Source organism: Nostoc sp. JL34, assembly GCF_017114945.1.
Lineage (GTDB): Bacteria > Cyanobacteriota > Cyanobacteriia > Cyanobacteriales > Nostocaceae > Nostoc.
The window spans coordinates 1-16,453 of the sequence record NZ_JABXKQ010000109.1 but is presented as its reverse complement, the minus strand read 5'-3'; the positions used below and the strand labels follow the sequence as shown (position 1 = coordinate 16,453).

The 16,453-nt window shown below is 41.4% G+C and carries 20 protein-coding genes and 1 pseudogene; 16 read left to right on the top strand and 5 right to left on the bottom strand.

The window, feature by feature from the left end; genetic code table 11:
* The first annotated feature begins 36 nt into the window (after positions 1–36).
* From HWQ44_RS19745 to HWQ44_RS19730, 4 genes are all read left to right on the top strand, one after another.
* On the top strand, positions 37–1,605 hold the full coding sequence (locus HWQ44_RS19745; RefSeq protein ID WP_292721993.1) for a hypothetical protein: 1,569 nt from the start codon (positions 37–39) through the stop codon (positions 1,603–1,605).
* 741 nt (positions 1,606–2,346) lie between these two features.
* A complete protein-coding gene (locus tag HWQ44_RS19740; RefSeq protein ID WP_292721991.1) occupies positions 2,347–2,550 on the top strand; it encodes a hypothetical protein in 204 nt (67 codons plus the stop codon).
* A gap of 81 nt (positions 2,551–2,631) precedes the next feature.
* Positions 2,632–2,856, top strand: coding sequence for a hypothetical protein (locus HWQ44_RS19735; protein WP_190881536.1), 225 nt, complete (start codon positions 2,632–2,634; stop codon positions 2,854–2,856).
* Positions 2,853–3,287 (top strand): type II toxin-antitoxin system VapC family toxin, encoded by a 435-nt coding sequence (locus HWQ44_RS19730; RefSeq protein WP_292721987.1) that lies wholly within the window; start codon positions 2,853–2,855, stop codon positions 3,285–3,287. The genes HWQ44_RS19735 and HWQ44_RS19730 overlap by 4 nt, the downstream gene beginning before the upstream one ends.
* A 131-nt stretch (positions 3,288–3,418) precedes the next feature.
* On the opposite strand, the gene holA is transcribed toward HWQ44_RS19730, so the two are convergent.
* From holA to HWQ44_RS19710, 4 genes are all read right to left on the bottom strand, one after another.
* A complete protein-coding gene (holA, locus tag HWQ44_RS19725) occupies positions 3,419–4,372 on the bottom strand; it encodes a DNA polymerase III subunit delta (RefSeq protein WP_292721984.1) in 954 nt (317 codons plus the stop codon).
* Positions 4,369–5,805: a DNA polymerase III subunit gamma/tau gene (gene dnaX / locus HWQ44_RS19720; RefSeq protein WP_292721981.1), complete on the bottom strand. Its 1,437-nt coding sequence runs from the start codon at positions 5,803–5,805 to the stop codon at positions 4,369–4,371. The genes holA and dnaX overlap by 4 nt, the downstream gene beginning before the upstream one ends.
* Before the next feature lie 242 nt (positions 5,806–6,047).
* Positions 6,048–6,401, bottom strand: a complete 354-nt coding sequence (locus tag HWQ44_RS19715; protein WP_235116420.1) for a XisI protein — start codon at positions 6,399–6,401, stop codon at positions 6,048–6,050.
* Positions 6,389–6,805: a XisH family protein gene (locus HWQ44_RS19710; RefSeq protein ID WP_235116419.1), complete on the bottom strand. Its 417-nt coding sequence runs from the start codon at positions 6,803–6,805 to the stop codon at positions 6,389–6,391. Before HWQ44_RS19710 ends, HWQ44_RS19715 begins: the two co-directional genes overlap by 13 nt.
* Positions 6,806–7,050: 245 nt before the next feature.
* On the opposite strand from HWQ44_RS19710, the pseudogene HWQ44_RS19705 reads away from it, so the two are divergent.
* The 9 genes and pseudogenes from HWQ44_RS19705 to HWQ44_RS19665 all read left to right on the top strand — a co-directional run.
* A pseudogene (locus tag HWQ44_RS19705) lies at positions 7,051–7,713 on the top strand (transposase); the annotation flags it as partial.
* A gap of 133 nt (positions 7,714–7,846) precedes the next feature.
* Complete coding sequence (locus tag HWQ44_RS19700; protein ID WP_292721971.1) at positions 7,847–8,020, top strand: hypothetical protein; 174 nt, start codon at positions 7,847–7,849, stop codon at positions 8,018–8,020.
* Positions 8,021–8,193: 173 nt separating this feature from the next.
* Entirely contained in the window at positions 8,194–8,655 is a 462-nt protein-coding gene (locus tag HWQ44_RS19695) for a hypothetical protein (protein ID WP_292721968.1), read from the top strand.
* Positions 8,652–9,194 (top strand): hypothetical protein, encoded by a 543-nt coding sequence (locus HWQ44_RS19690; protein WP_292721965.1) that lies wholly within the window; start codon positions 8,652–8,654, stop codon positions 9,192–9,194. The genes HWQ44_RS19695 and HWQ44_RS19690 overlap by 4 nt, the downstream gene beginning before the upstream one ends.
* 134 nt (positions 9,195–9,328) lie before the next feature.
* On the top strand, positions 9,329–9,928 hold the full coding sequence (locus tag HWQ44_RS19685) for an alpha-ketoglutarate-dependent dioxygenase AlkB (protein WP_292721963.1): 600 nt from the start codon (positions 9,329–9,331) through the stop codon (positions 9,926–9,928).
* A 62-nt stretch (positions 9,929–9,990) separates the two neighbouring features.
* Positions 9,991–11,280: a helix-turn-helix domain-containing protein gene (locus HWQ44_RS19680; protein ID WP_292721961.1), complete on the top strand. Its 1,290-nt coding sequence runs from the start codon at positions 9,991–9,993 to the stop codon at positions 11,278–11,280.
* Between the two features lie 53 nt (positions 11,281–11,333).
* A complete protein-coding gene (gene dnaB, locus HWQ44_RS19675) occupies positions 11,334–12,698 on the top strand; it encodes a replicative DNA helicase (protein WP_292721959.1) in 1,365 nt (454 codons plus the stop codon).
* 21 nt (positions 12,699–12,719) lie between these two features.
* A complete protein-coding gene (locus HWQ44_RS19670) occupies positions 12,720–13,130 on the top strand; it encodes a hypothetical protein (protein ID WP_292721958.1) in 411 nt (136 codons plus the stop codon).
* A gap of 5 nt (positions 13,131–13,135) precedes the next feature.
* A complete protein-coding gene (locus tag HWQ44_RS19665) occupies positions 13,136–14,389 on the top strand; it encodes a DNA cytosine methyltransferase (RefSeq protein WP_292721956.1) in 1,254 nt (417 codons plus the stop codon).
* 480 nt (positions 14,390–14,869) lie between these two features.
* Here HWQ44_RS19665 and HWQ44_RS19660 read toward each other — a convergent pair whose 3' ends face one another.
* The gene (locus HWQ44_RS19660; RefSeq protein WP_292721953.1) at positions 14,870–15,040 is read right to left on the bottom strand and encodes a hypothetical protein; all 171 of its coding nucleotides are present in this window, start codon (positions 15,038–15,040) and stop codon (positions 14,870–14,872) included.
* 43 nt (positions 15,041–15,083) lie between these two features.
* Here HWQ44_RS19660 and HWQ44_RS19655 point away from each other — a divergent pair, with 43 nt between their 5' ends.
* From HWQ44_RS19655 to HWQ44_RS19645, 3 genes are all read left to right on the top strand, one after another.
* Positions 15,084–15,515, top strand: a complete 432-nt coding sequence (locus tag HWQ44_RS19655) for a GNAT family acetyltransferase (protein ID WP_292721951.1) — start codon at positions 15,084–15,086, stop codon at positions 15,513–15,515.
* A 151-nt stretch (positions 15,516–15,666) separates the two neighbouring features.
* On the top strand, positions 15,667–15,972 hold the full coding sequence (locus HWQ44_RS19650) for a metalloregulator ArsR/SmtB family transcription factor (protein WP_292721949.1): 306 nt from the start codon (positions 15,667–15,669) through the stop codon (positions 15,970–15,972).
* Between the two features lie 21 nt (positions 15,973–15,993).
* Positions 15,994–16,401, top strand: a complete 408-nt coding sequence (locus tag HWQ44_RS19645; RefSeq protein ID WP_292721946.1) for a substrate-binding domain-containing protein — start codon at positions 15,994–15,996, stop codon at positions 16,399–16,401.
* Positions 16,402–16,453: the final 52 nt, after the last annotated feature.

Genomic DNA, 16,453 nt, shown 5'->3' with positions numbered 1-16,453 from the left:
AACTTTTGCGCTCACTTTACTTCAACACAGTAAAAGATGTCAAATGGGTTCTATATTAACTCACCTCTGCTACAAGCCTGCAACCTGATAGACCTTCCCGGCTTCTCAGATCAGCCAGATGAGGTTTCTAAAGATGTGGAGAAGGCTAATAGTGCTGCACAGATTGCTGATGTAGTAGTGTATGCTTCACCAGCAAAGGGTCATATTAATGATCAAGATATGAGACGGATTAGCAACTTACTGAGTTTACTTCCTGCAAAAGAAAATGAAAGCAGTAATTTTCCAACGCTGGGTAATCTTTTCATTGTGGCTACTCATGCTGATCCTAGTATCTCTGATAATCAACTTAAAGAAATACCATCTGGAGCAGCAAGAAGACTCTATAAGCCACTAAATGAAGGAGTATTAAAGACACGCAGGGAACGGACAAATCGTGCTATTACTCAAGAAGATTTGCGAACAAGATTCTTTACATTTTGGTCAGAAAGACCTGATAGATGTCAACAGCTATTTGATGATTTTACTAAATTACTAAGTGATTTTCTCCCTCAAGCGCATTTGTGCCGTATTGAGCGGGAAATAAATGCAATAAAGGAGGCTAACACAGAAAAGTACACTAAACAAATTGAGGCTTATCAAAAAACTCTTGCTGATATAGATTCACGGCGTGAGCAACTACAAGTACTCGAAGAGAATGAAGCAACTCGTAAACAAGAAACTCAGCAAAAACGCGATAAGGTAAATCAAAGTATCCGTGAGTTACAACGAAACAGCAGAACTTCCTTTCAAAGGTATACAGAGCAACTTTTAACTGTCGATGCCGTCGAAAAAATTATCCGCAATATGTACGATGACAAAAAAGAGGCAAAGGAAGGTCTTGCTGGTTATCTAGTTGAGAAACTTCAGCATGAGGCAGAACAGATAATCAAAGTAAATTCTGATAAATTAACACCTTCAATTGAAGCTTTCCTCGGCTCATACCAAGAGGCTTTACTTAAACTACCAAATTTAGATATATCCATTGAAATACCCTTCGATGCTAAAGGAGCTTTTATAGGCGGACTTACAGGACTAACTAGCATTGGTGCTTTATCTGCTTGGGCAGCAGCACTAGGAAATCTTGGCGGTTATATTCTAGTAGCTAAGTTAGTTAGTCTTTTGTCTGCACTTGGCATTAGTATTGGTGGTGGCACTGCTGCGGTAATTTCTTTCGTAGCAGCTATTGGTGGCCCAATAGTGCTAGGTGTAGGTTTAGTTGCTGCATTAGCTTTCGCTGTGTGGGGATTATTTGGAGAATCTTGGCAGAAGCGTTTAGCAAAGCAAACCGTTAAATATTTTGAAGAACAGCGTATAAGTGATAAGTTCGCAGATGGAATTGATCAGTTTTGGCGAGATACAATTAAGAGTTTTGAAAAAGGTGCTAACGCAGTAGAGGCAGACTGGAAGAAATATATTGAACACTTACGTGAGATAACTTCACCTACGATAGAATCAAAAGACCGTATTGAGGAGATTATCAAAATATTGGAGGCAGGTAAGGATTTTTTCGGCGGAATTCCGTGGTCAAATACTAATTTAAAAGATTGTATCGGAATTTCTGGGTAGCTTGAAACCTTAAAGCCCACTACTTTTGAAATAATTAAAAACTTGATTCCATTTAATTAAAGGATTTTCATGAGCAATCTTTATTTTGGTGAGCGCGAATTTGGATTAAAGCCAAGAACTGAAAATGAAATCGATGCCATTTGCAATTTAATAAAGTAACAAAAAACTTTTCTCCGACCGATTTATTCTCGGTCGGACTTTCTATTTTTTAATTACACTTTCTTCCTAGAGACTTTATCCTTAATTTTTTGACAAGTTTCATCTTGGCTATTTTTTCTTGTTTAAGTTTTTCAATTACCAATAGTCGTATTTTCTTATAGTTCAAATTTTTTCTAATAGCGTAACTACCGATAGTACCCATCAAAGAGCTACTGCGTCTGTCTTTAGATGCTGTTTGGGAAACAACCGACGCTCCTAACTTACTAGATAACCAAATGTAAAATGGTAATTTAGCCTTTGGAGGTGTCTTATCAGATTTATGTATCATAGTTTACCTTGTATTGTTTTGTCGTTGTATCTCCCTTGAAAGAGTAGAAATAACCTTCAGCATAGATCAACAGTAAAAAGCCCATACAAAACGAGTTTATAGCCGAGGGGCTATCACACTTAAAAATTGCATGAGCTTCTACTAAAGATATCTTAACATAATGCTGGAGATTTTACGGATTCGTTTTGGTGAATTTATTTCATATTTTGCTTCGTTTATACTATTGACAAAAACATTGTTATACAATAGGGTTATTGGATTTTAGGCTGAAATCAAATGTCCAATCCCAAATCCAAAGTTACGAGTCAATTGAAGTTAAAATTGGTGGATTATTGATGATTACCCTGGCGATGCCTGCGGCGGGCTACGCCTACGCCTACGCTAATCGCTGCTTCTGCCCTCCAGAAACATTTGCCCCCACTGCGCCCGCATATCATATTTTTGCAGAAATTGGCTAAATGTAAGAGACTGAGGCTTTAGATTTAGAGATTAAAATAGAGTTAGCAAAGGTAGGGTTTACTTGATTAGGAGGTTCTATAATGAATTTACAAGAAATTATTAATTCTATTGAAAGTTTACCCACAGAAGAACGGGACTATTTGTTTGAGTTTCTCCGCAAAAAAAAGGAGGAATCTAGAGGGGATAATTTTTGGGAGGGATTACAAAAATTTAGAAAAGTAATCCAAAGCGAGGGGATTATCTTTACTGATGATGATTTCGCTGACTTACGAGATCGCAGTGTGGGAAGAGAAATTGAGCTATGAGCTTGAAATACTTACTTGATACCAATATTCTCTCAGAGCCAGCACGTCCTATTCCTAATGTCAACGTTTTGCACAAACTAGATATTCATAAATCAGAAGTTGCTGTTTCTAGTGTTGTTATTCATGAACTTTTACATGGCTGTTTGCGGTTGCCAGAATCTAAGCGGCGAGAGTCTCTTTGGAATTATATTCATGAATCGGTATTAAATTTACCAGTCCTTGATTACGATTTAAAGGCAGCACAATGGCACGCCCAAGAAAGGGCTAGATTATCCAAGATTGGTAAAACTCCGGCTTTTGTAGATGGTCAAATTGCGAGTATTGCTTACTGTAATAATTTAATACTGGTAACTAATAATGTTTCTGATTTTGGATTTTTTAATAATTTAAAGGTTGAAAATTGGTTTGTTAATAGCACTGAAGTTGTCTAAGGCGAGATAAGGGTAAACATAACTCGTGAAATTTATGTTAAATACTAATATCATTATTAGTGAATTTGGATTTTAGACTGAAATCAAATATACAATCCAAAATCCAAAACTATCAGTCAACTTTATGTTGATTAAGTTAACTTAAATAACCTGCTAACACTAAGAATTATTAGCAGTAAATCCTTACTTTCAGCACCCCTCTTAATAGACATCTCCAAATCCAGCATCATAGTCAGTGCCTTAGCTAAAGCATTGATGCTTGTATTTGCTACCTCCTGACGCAAATAGTAAATGCGATTAGGATTGCTGATACTGCACATTTGAGCTAATTCACTATCTTTCTTAACCCCAGAAACAATTGCAGATTTAACCCATAACCAAGTTCTAAACTGCGTTAGGAGAGTAGCAACAATCACCATTAATGGTTCCGAGCGTGACAGTAAATCATCCAGCAGGTGCAAAACTTGATTGCTTTCTCCTTGGCGAATAGCAGATGCCAGTTGTAGGCTACTTTGAGTCTGACATCGCACTAACTCTTTTACTTCTGCAAGCTCAAGTTGTCTGCCATTACCATAAATATACAGTTTGCGTAACTCTGTGGCTGCACGGGTCATATCGTTACCAATTGCTTCTGCTAGATATTCCACTGCATCCTTTGACAGCACCAGCTTAATTTTTTTAGCCTGAGTAGCGATCGCCTGTTCAATTAAATCAGTACGCCAAGGTGGTATCAATGGAAACTCAAACAATTTGGCATACTTGACAATATGTTTGTAAATCTTTAGGCGCTTATCTACATTGGTGGCGACAAACACCAGAATTGTGAATTCAGGCACTTGAACAAGCTGCTGCAAAGTTGACAACTCAGTATCACCCCACTGCTTGAGGTGGCAATTTTCCACAATTACCAGTTTTTTACCACCAGTCAGGGAACGAGTACGAGCTATTAGCATAGCTTGGTCAAGGTGATCGGCTGGAAATCGGTGATAGCAAAGTGTGAGCCATTGGGCATCAATCTCTGCTTTGTATTGGTTCAGCCGTTCCTGGATGGCGTGTTGGTCGTCACCTGTTAACAAGACAATCATGCTTTTACCCTCCCATTACTGCTCTTGTTGGCAGTTTTAATTAACACAGTCATTGGTTGTTGACTTTGGGTAGCTCGTTGCAGCATTTTAGCGATCGCTTCTTTACTACTCTCAAACTTATTCAAGTAAGCTGGTGTAACCTCTAAAATTGCCTTGTCACCTTGCAATTTAACAAGATTTGCATGAGCCAACAGCTTTTGATTGCTGGGTTTAGCTGTATCCATCACAGAAAGCCAAATTTGAGCCAGGTTAGCGGTATTGGCTGCAACTGCTGGTAACAATTTGCTATCATGCCCTTTGTCATTTACAGGTTTAGCAGTTAGCGTCTTGGTTGCACTGACAGGCAATAAACTGGGTATCAGGTTCAGTAAGCAAACTTCTAGCCACACAGCAGCATTTACTGTGTACCGAAGATAGTTTTCTGCTTTTTGTAACTCTGCTAGGGACAAGTTAAGCGTCTCGAAATTCCAGTGATTTGCTAAAACCTTGAGTTGAGCATAGTTAATACAACCAGTTAGCAGGCATTGCTCTTTGGGTGCAGACTTGATAATCAGTAAATCTCGGTATGTTTGCAGTAAGTTGGAGAGAATCAATTTGGGCGTTTTACCAGAGTCCACTAAAACTCTTGCTACTTGCAGCAAGTTAAAGGTGTTGTTAGTGGATATTGCCTGTAAAATTGACATTAATTCTGTTTCTGTCACACCACCAGCGATTTCCATGACATGATTGGCAGTGATATTTTCATCTAAAAGACTCACCTGACCCAGTAATTGCAGTGCATCCCGCAATCCACCATCGCTGAGTCGTGCGATCGCTGTTAGTGCCTCATCATCAATAGAAATAGATTCTGCATCTGCTACAATACGGAGGTGCTGTACAATTGCCTGAACAGACAAAGTGCGGAAATTAAATACCTGACAACGGCTGACAATGGTAGGTAACACCTTGTGTAATTCTGTTGTGCAGAGAATGAATACTACATGAGGTGGCGGTTCTTCAATACACTTAAGTAAGGCATTGAAGGCGTTACCGGTTAGACAATGGCACTCATCGAGAATAAAAATTCGGTAACGTCCTGCAACAGGTGCTAATGTACTCCGCTCAATTAAAGCACGGGCATCATCTACACCATTATTAGAAGCAGCATCAATTTCACTGACATCTAGGCTATTACTGGTTTCAATTGAACGGCAGGATTGACAAATACCACAAGGTTGGTCAGTTGGTTTTTTAGTGTTGAGGCAATTTAGGGATTTAGCAAATATCCGAGCAGTTGAAGTTTTACCTGTGCCTCTAGAACCTGTAAACAAATAAGCTGGTGCAATTTGCAGGTATTTGACAGCATTAGTCAGAGCAGTTTTGATGTAGGGCTGTCCAACTAATTCGGCTATTGTCTGGGGTCGATATTTTTGATGTAGGGCGACTGTAGACATAGGATTCATTAACCTTAATTTGTCGCCCTTACCCCTGTTAAGGGGGTGTAATTTTGACTCCAAAGTAGGCTGATTTGCTCAATTCCAGTAAGATTTACCAATACCAGAAGTTGAGTACACCTAATTATTTAAAAGTTGAAACAGGTGGAGAAGTTTATGGAATTTACAAGCGAGCTATAGCCATTTTAGAATTCATATCCTTGGCTCATAAAACGCTAAACTTCTCTTTTTTATCTGCCTCCTTAAGCAGTAGCGAATTCTGTTAAACCTCGTTTACTGGGATGATGAAAACCCAAAACAATATCGGCTTGGGGTATTCCGGCTGATAGTAAATCATCAACAACGCATAAATTAGTTGCATCTTCTTCCACCCAAACTTTGCCGTTTTTAATGCAGAGATAGATGATAATATACTGTATCTGCTTTTTGTCATCCCAGCCGAACCGAAACCAAAGATATTGATCTCTTGTTTCATCAAAAGCCAAGCGATCGCTTACTTCAACTCCCGTATCTTTTATAACTTGAGTATTAGTAGTTTCGTAATAATCAGTCAATATCTTCTTGATAGTATTGCGGTATTGTTCTAGCTTATCCATTGCCTAATTTCCTCCTTTTCTGTATTTACAACTATTAACAGCAGGTTATTTTCATTGATGACTGCTTGTACAGATTTACGTTGAAAAAAGTTCTCATAGACAACATCATCAACAGCTAAATAAAGTTTATATTCTGGCTCAGTAAGTTGAATGAGTTTCCGATAGACTATGTATTGTCCCAGGGCATTATGAAAATCATACATCAGCGATTTGCCCACAAAGCTCTTGATTTCTACAACAATCTTCTGCCCCTGGCGTTCTGCGGCGATCGGTTTTTCTGCTGCTAGGTCAGCGTAGAGTTCAGCATCCTCATATTTGATAAAGTAAGGATCATCTGTGATAGTCCAACCGTCTTTTATCAATGCGTTCTTGACTTCATTATGGTATATGTCTTTTGCTGGCATGGTGGAACTATTGAGTAATACTCTAATTGTAAAGTGTTTACTATATTGGGTAACAATTAGATTCTAAAACATACTTTTCTATCTTTCCTTCTTGCACCCTGCTTTGCTTCCTTTTTTCTTGATAAAACTGGATAACTTTGCTATTTTGGCGGCAAATAGTCGGATATTTACCGCCAAAATGCACAGTTTCTATTGGTCAAAATCGAGGATTTTCGTTCATGTTGTCCAGTTTTGTCTAAACTCCAGGTCATAAGTTTAAGCTCAATGATCCTGAAACTTGGCCCGTGGCAACTGAAACTCTAGAAGTTGAAGACCTAAAATTTGGTCGAGTTAAAGTAATGCGTTGGAGTGGGTTTCATTTCCTTCAATCCCCAAACCGAGCAATGGAAATCATTCGCGTCGAGGTGATCCAACCAGTCGGACGCTATCGTAAGTTCCAACCCTTATGGCTAGCTTGGTTGGGTCAGACAATGCCTGCATTAGAGGATCTATGGCACAAATACTTGCGCCGTTTTACCCTGGAGCATTGGTATAGATTTGCAAAGCAGAGGTTATATTGGACACAGCCTCAACTTGGCTCTACTCAGGCAGCAGAGCGATGGAGCCACCTGATGCCCCTGTTAACTTGGCAACTATGGCTAGCTAGAGTTGCCTGTATCGACTCCCCATTGCCTTGGCAATCGAATCAGGATAAACTATCTCCAGGACGTGTGGCACAAGCTTTTCCAATAATTTTAGCCGCCATTGGCACTCCTGCTCAACCCCCTAAAACTCGCGGTAAATCACCTGGTCGCGCCCAAGGGCATCAGCCACCTCTACGTCCACGTTATCCCACTGTCAAAAAACACGCACCTAAAAAAGCTAAATCCCAAGAATCACTGAACAAAGCCAGCTCAACTGCTGCTTAGGTTGGACTGATTTTTTCATAATTGAGCTTGACTCAGTTTTTCAAAGAAGTTGGGTAACTTTGTCTTACCGTTCTCTTAATTGCTGGTTGAATCTGAATTAGTCCAAACTCCAGTACCCAAGTATTGCTCCGAAATGAATCCAATTGAATTGGAATGGCAACACCTAAAAAAATCTGAGCTATCTGGGCGAATATTTGACGATGAATTAGACCTTGCTTATGCCGTAATTGACGGTATTCAAGCTAGAGGAGAAAAAGGAAACTACAGTACAGAGCGTGTAAAATTTAATCCCAGTTCTACTACTTAACTTTTCGTTACATAGCTGTAAATTTTTCCGCCCACCTACTTATGAGGATGATGACGAATATGAAACTGATTGTTTATTCCCTGAAGAACGTCTGTTGCCAGAGGTTTAATTGAAGCGCGGGTAATACACGTTTCTAAATATTTTCTCACAAATTACAAGATGGGTAAACGGATATGAAAGCCATAATCACAGTAGTTGAAAAAATCTCATCTGAAGCTCACATTGATATTCCTGACGGTTTGGCAGAATCAGGCATTAAACAGCACGTTATAGACCATTACAACAGTGGTGAAATGCTTGCCTTACTGAATATTTTCCACGTTGATTTTGAATCTATCAGCGTTCACATTGGGAAAAAAAAACAATTTACTTGGCAGCCTGGAAAGCCTTGGAGTCCAAAACGTCCTTATTACTTTTGCAAACTTGGAAGATTTACTTTGACTCTGTTAACTGACACAGAGCAAAACTTAACTCGTACAGAAGTTTATTTTGGGCATCACAGGCAACTTATTTATACGTCAGAAAAAGACATATCCAAAGAATTAGCAATAGTCGAACTCCAAAATTTCTTAAGTGGATTGACTGTTGAACTTCAGACTTTAGGCCACATTGAATTTAGTGAGAATGAAGTATGACTGTTGCACCATTATTAGTACCAGAAATCACTGTCATCGAGACTGTCACCCGACATCCACTGAACTTTTATGAGTCTCCATCATGGTTCACAACGGAATTACTACGGCACGTTAAATTGTCTGGTGTGATTGGTGAGCCGTGTGTGGGAATGGGAGCAATTGCTTCTTTGTTAAATGTGTGGACTCATACAGAACATATCTGGACTAACGACATTGATCCGAACAAACAGGCACATTTTCACTACGATGCAACATTAGCCGAATCATGGGAAGAATTTCCAGAGTGCGATTGGATCTGTACCAATCCGCCATATTCGGAGTTCGCATCCCCAATTATCAAGAATGCTTACTGTAAAGCCCGTGTGGGTGTCGCTGCATTCCTTCTGACCAGCTTTCTCGAACCCTGTGATGATCGGGCGGATTTCTTACAGCAGCACCCGCCGTCACTTGTTCTAATCATGCCGCGCTTCTGTTTTCGTAAGGATAAACGGGGTACTCGTTGGGCAACAGACAACATTACCATCTCGTGCTTTGTATAGGACAAACGCGCAACAGGGCAGCAAATTATTATTCGTCCTAAGTCGGCGATCGCTGGGTTTTACAAAAATCCAGAACAGGCTATTTCACAAGAACGGGCAGAAGAAATTGTTCAAGCGATTGCTAAAGAAGAATTATGCAACAACTAACTTTATTTCCCGAATCTGCTCCTACTTTACCAGTCAACTATTATCCAGAATTTCTGAACAAGGAAGAAGCCGACGAACTCTATCAACATTGCCAAGAACTGCAATGGCAACAGAATCAAATACGTATGCTGGGTAAAACAATGCCTGTGCCTCGCCTAGAGTGCATTTATGGCGATGAAGGCTGTGATTACCTCTACTCTAAAAGCGTACTACTCAAACCACTACCTTGGACAGACGCTCTGGCTAAGTTACGCGACAGAATCACCGCAACTGCTGGCTATAACTTTCGCATCGTCATTGGCAATCAATATAGGAGCGGACAAGACAGTATCGGCTGGCATAACGACAGTGAAGTTTCGATGGGATTTAACCCAGCGATCGCATCAATCAGTTTAGGTTCGGTGAGGAAATTCCAAATCAAGCCCATCGGGGGCAAGCCTACTGACTTTTGGTTGGAGCATGGGAGTCTGCTAGTGATGCTTCCAGGCTGTCAGAGTACTCATCTGCATCAAGTTCCGAAGACCAATAAAGTCGTTAGTACACGGATTAATCTAACTTTTCGACCGCACGTTGGAGGTAAAAGATGACCTCAAGTTATCGCTATTGCTGAGGTTTATATCCAAGATTATTAATATTCAAGGAGGATTCTATGGGATTTCGTAATGGTAAACCCTCTAAACAGTTTACTGCAATTCCCAACAGTTTAATTCGTGATTACAACGTTACTGATTCAACATTTAGGTTAATTTCTTGGGTAGCTTCTCACGATGAAAACTTTGATATTAATTTTACGATAATCGAAAAACATTTGGGGTACAAAAGAGACAAAATCCGTAATGCTATCAAAAACGCTGAACAAAATGACTATTTAGTGAGAGTTCAAGAGAACAATCCGAACAATGGTAAGTTTGACTGGCAATATTACATTTTTACCAGCAAAGAAGACACAAAGTTATTTCGAGAAAATCATTCATCCATAGGTGAGTCATCCATCGGTGGATCGTCCATAGGTGGGTCATCCATCGGTAGGTCATCCACCCCTCATATAGAAAAACAATTAGAAGAAAATAAATTAGAAGAAAAACACATACAAGAAGCACCCCCAACTCAGAACGCACTTCCCGCCCAAGAATCGTGTGTGTGTGAAACTGAACAACTAAATCTTGAAAAACTAACTCCAGAAAAACCAAGATTAGAAGAATCAACCCCAGAAGAACCAACCCCACAATTACCCGCTTCCTTGTCAAAAAAATCCGAGTCTTCGCAACAAACCGATAACCCCTCAAGAGGATCAACTATTGGGGCGAGTTCGTTCGATAAAAACGAACAATCGAACAATCTTAAAAAACCAAAATTTCAGTCAATTGAAGACTTGGTTGACATGGTTTTAGTAGACCCAAGCATCATGGCAACTGACTCGTTACCAGCCGTGTACAGGACAGAAATCAAAATGCGTGGTTGGCGTTTCCCCTGGCGTACCGCTACCAGGGACAAGATTTACCAAACGTGCGATCGCCGACTGGTGGAGTTGATCGCAAAACAGAGGGCTAAGTGGAGTGAGCGTGAATCTTGGCAAGAGAAAATCCCCACTGTCATCAAGTCAATTAGTAACTTAGAAGGCTCTAAAGCCGGACTAGAAGAATTACTGGGCTATTGGTCACAAGTTGTTAAACCCTCAGCAATACCAGAACCAACAACACAACAAAAACCGGATGAAACACAACCCATCGGTTACTACTCAAATCGTTCTCTTGATTGGCATAAAGCCACATTCTCTGAACTTCTAGACCGCATGGATGAAGTTGGCAAGGACAAAGCGATCGCTTCTTTCAGCACTCGCTATGACCGAGAAGATGTAGGCGCAACCCTCAAATGGTTGGATTGGTTAAAACTTACACATTCTCAAATGTATGCGTACTTACATCCGCAAGCTGCGTGAACAATATGGAATCTAGATTTTCTAGAAATCAAAATTTTCAAATGAGGTGAACTATGGCACAAGACAAATCAAACTTCACATCTCAACAAGACCGCTTACCCCCACAAAGCATTGAGGCTGAAGAAGTAATACTCGGTGGCATCATGCTCGACCCAAGCGCCATGAGCCGAATCAGCGATCGCTTAGTGGCAGATGCTTTTTACATCAATGCCCACAAAGACATTTATCAAGCAGCCCTACGACTGTACAGCCAAGGATTACCAACGGATTTGCTTTGCATCACTAACTGGTTGTCTGATAATGGTTTATTGTTCCGTATCGGTGGACGCAATAAACTGGCCAGTCTGGTTGACCGTACTGTGTCAGCTGTGAACATCGATGTTTTAGCTGACTTGGTAATGGAAAAATACCAAAGGCGGCAGTTAATCCTTGCTGGCACTGAGATTGTTCGACTCGGCTATGCCACCGAAACTGATTTACCTGTAATTCTCGACGAAGCCGAACAAAAAGTCTACAGCATTAAGTCTGAGCATTCTGCCTCTGACTTGGTTCATATTTCTCATGCCCTAGCCGACACTTTTACCGAAATTGAAGCGCGTCATGCTGGTACAGGCTCACCAGCACTGGCTAGTGGATTTTATGACCTGGACAGTATACTCGGCGGTGGTTTTCGCAAAGGACGGTTGTATGTACTGGCTGCTCGTCCTTCTGTTGGTAAATCCGCTTTGGCTGGTAATCTCGCTCTCAATGTTGCTAAAACTGGGAAGATGCCGATCTGCGTTTTCAGCTTGGAAATGTCTACTGATGAGTACGTACAGCGATTCTTGAGCAGCGAATCTGGCATTGAAAACAATTTTCTAGAAACTGGGAATGTCTCTGACAGCCAATGGCAACCCTTAAGTGTGGCGATCGCGGAGTTAAGCGAACAACAGATTTTCATCAACGACGAATCTTGCCCTTCTCTTAATGAAATCCGTAGCCAAGTCCGCCGAATTTCATCCCATTACGGTGGTGTTGGGCTTGTCATCATTGACTACTTACAACTGATGGCTCTTGATACTGATTCACGGGTGAACATGGCTCAACGAGTCGGTGAAATCAGCCGGGGATTAAAAAGATTAGCCAAAGATTTGGATGTGCCTGTACTGGCTTTGTCCCAACTCAACCGCGAAGTTGAACACCGTAACGATAAACGCCCTGTACTAAGTGATTTAAAAGACAGTGGTGCTGTTGAGCAAGACAGCGATGTTGTGATCATGCTTTACCGCGAAGAAATGTACAACCCCGATACCCCAGATCGTGGCATTGCTGAGTTAGTTGTTCGCAAGCAACGCAATGGCCCCACTGGTACAGTCAAGCTTTTATTTGACCATCAGTTTACCAGATTCAAGAATTTATCTCGTGGTCGTAGTTTTTAAGGCTCTACTGGAGGATAAACATTGTCTTTTACGCAAGATAGGGAACTGAGAATGATTGAAACTTACCAACAGCTTTTACAACAATGGGCGGCTCTTGCCCCTGATGAATGTTTTACTACTGACCGAGATTACAGGTTTAAGGTAAAAGTGCTGCCCGAAGTTGAAAAGTGTTCTTTCGATAACCCCTGGCGTTCGGTTACTTCCGAAAACCTTACTTGGCGACTTCATATAGCTGAAGATGTAATTCTCAGACAGTTGAATTTTGTTCTTCTAACAGTTCTACATCGCTGTTGTGACCGTCAGTCCAATATTCATTTCACTTTCATAGAGCTTGGAACTATTGCCACAATTTGCAATGGGCTGAAGTCGCAAATACATCCACATCCAGCGATCGCAGCATTAGACGCTTACGTTCAATTGCTGGAGTTTTAAAACAGATGAAAGCGCTATCTGTTCGTCAGCCTTGGGCATGGGCAATTATTCATGCTCTCAAAAATGTTGAAAACCGTGGCTGGCCCATCAATTACCGGGGTGATATTCTCATTCATGCAGCCAAGACTTGTACCAAAAAAGAGTACCAGCTAGCGAAAGAATTTTGCCAAAGCATGGGGGTAGTAATCCCAGAATTAATCTCTCTACCAACGCTTCCAGATGATGCCCCGATCGCCGTAGTACTTTTCGCGGGTGGTGGCGGGATTGAAGCTGGAATGGTTGAAGCCGGGATTCGTCCAGTCATTGCGGTGGAGTTCGACCCCACAAAACCAGACTTGAGCAGGGCGATCGCCAAAACCCATCACCACAACTTCAGTGAGTATGGCTGCAAAGTCATCCAGCTAACAGTTCAAGAAATAGCACAGTTAGGATTCATAGGTTTTCCCCGCCGCCCCGATTACCTCCACGCCTCTCCGGTGTGCGCCAACTTCAGCCAAGCCCACACAGCCAAAGCGGGTAAGGGTGAGGAAACTAACGACGATCTGACGGCTGCGATCGCTGTGGCAGAAGCCATCCGACAGTTGCAGCCACGGGTGTTTACTCTCGAAAATGTTCCACGCTATCAAAACAGTCAGAGTTTTGCCATCATCCTGGATGCTTTGGAGCAAGAGGGGTACTCGGTCAACTACAGCGTGGTCAGCATGGACAAATTCGGATTACCCCAGGCGCGTCGGCGGTTAGCTCTGGTTGCCAGTAGGGGTTGTCGTGTTGCACTACCTATGGAAGCTAAATCTTGTGGATGGTACGAGGCGTTCACGAAGTGTGCCGAAGGTATCGCGCATCTCATCCCCACGATGCCTAATTCACAGCTGCTACCTAAACAGCAACAAGCTTTAGAGAAATTTTTAGCCGGGAATACGCCGACACCACTGCTAATAGAAAGAGTTGGGGGACGTACACAGTCCAAGTATAAACCTGGAAATTTACCCTGTAACACCATTCTGCGATGCCTGCGGCGGGCTGCACCTACGCATTTCACAGATCACAAAGGTTGCAACCGTAGTAAGTTCGCTGATATCTGGTTGCCGGATGGGATAGTTAAATCTTTGTCTATTGAAGGGGCGGCAGTCTTGCAAGGGTTTCCTGGTTGGTACGAGTTTCCCAACGAAACTGCTACGGCAGGGTCAATTATTGGGTATTCTGTGCCTCCCAGTTTTGCAACTCAGTTATTCATGTCGGCACAAAGCATAGCTATGTAGGCAATAACTAAGGCTCTATTCCTTGATCAATCCAAGCATCAATTGCTGTTTTTACCTCTAATTCAGTCACGGCAGACCATTCTTTTTCGTTGATAGTTGTTTTAAATACTGACCAACTTTTTCCATTGAGTGTCCGCGATACACATTTTTAGGCTTAATCATTCTTTTTAATCATCTTTATAGAATATTATAAACTGTCGCTCAATAAGAAGAGTAGTTTGATTTTCTATAATGGCTGCTGATCGAGGGGATTATCATAACTGTAGTGTTAGGTTTGTAGTGAGGAAATGGGATTAGTTAAATTAAGTTTGTTTTCGCGGATATAAAGCGTAACAATAACCCTTATCCAAGGCAAGACAAATCACCCTATTAGTTCGCCAAGTGAACTCGCCGGGGAAGGGGGAAAGGGTTTAAATCCCAAACCGATTAACCCTCCCCCTTTACCCAGCTCTCACCCAACATTTTTGGATTGCCAGACCACTACTGCATATCCACCTTTGGTATCGTCGCTAATCGAGAAATGTCACGTACTGGGTTATCCTGTAAAGTGCGATCGCATTTCTTGCGGCTACTACCGGGTATCTCTGCATGGCGAGGATTTGGGGGATTGGTCTTTTGTGTAGGGCGCAAATCGACGGGATGGTTTAGCAAGGTAGTGTGATCATAGCGATGCTATGCAAATAGCATGATTACTATGGCGGACATAGAGATCCGAACTTTTGAACTTACTGATGAGTCTGCCGTCATTGCCCTATGGATGCGGTGTGGTTTAACTCGACCCTGGAATGATCCCAAAAGGGACATTGAGCGAAAGCTTTGTGTACAACCCCATCTTTTTCTTGTAGGTACAACTGGGCAGGAGCTTATAGCAACAGTTATGGCAGGGTATGAGGGGCATCGAGGTTGGATAAATTACCTTGCAGTTGCCCCACAATATCAGCGTCAAGGAATTGGAAGGTTGATGATTTCAGAAGCCGAACAACTTCTTGTGGAAGCAGGTTGTCCGAAAATTAATTTGCTAGTGCGGACTACAAATAGCGAAGTTATTAGATTTTATGAACGTTTGGGATATGTTGTTGACGATGTTATCAGCTTGGGCAAACGTCTTGAATCCGATGAGTCATGATCTGAATTGCGATCGCTATTCATGCATAGTCTGTAATTGTGCGATCCGTTCCGCACTTTCTATCACTCTGGAAAAAGAAATATGATACACTCTATAAGGTTTGAAAAATTTTTCATATCAATGATTATTCAAGCCATAGCAAGGATAAGTGATGAACTTTAAAAATGCATCATCTACAGACTTTTGCGCCCGTCAACTTAAAGCTTTAGCAGATACGACACGTCTATCTGTTGTGAAAATTCTCATGGAAGGCCCGAAACACGTCGGAGAACTGAATGCTGTCTTGAAGCTAGAGCAGAGTTTGTTATCCCACCATTTAAAAATTTTGCGGTCAGCAGGTTTTGTGGAGGCGACACGAGATGGCAAGGCAGTACTTTATCATTTTGTACCGACGATTCGACAGGTCAACACTGGTAAAGCAATTGATTTAGGCTGTTGTCTGCTCTGTTTTGAATAAAAATTTAGACGCAATTTTTCGATGAAACAACTCAAACCCCTAGCATTTATTACTGTCGGTTTCACAATTTGCTTGGGACTACTATCTTGTACGCAATCTTCAAAAACAGCTACTCAACCAACCAATCAATTACAGGGAAAGTTAGTTTTAACAGGCTCTAGTACAGTAGCACCGTTGGCAGCAGAAATTGGTAAGCGATTTGAATCAGAGCATCCTGATGTACGAGTGGATGTGCAAACAGGAGGTTCATCTCGCGGTATTGCTGATGCGCGTACAGGCGTTGCTAACATTGGGATGGCATCTCGTAGCCTCAAAGAGGAAGAAAAAGACTTACAAGCTTTTGCTATTGCCCGCGATGGAATTGGCATTATTTTGCATAAAGAAAATTCCATAAAATCCCTCTCAAATCAACAAGTTATCGATATTTAAGTAAGTCGTGGTGAAATTTTATAAGTATGTAACAAAAAATTAAGCAGAAGAA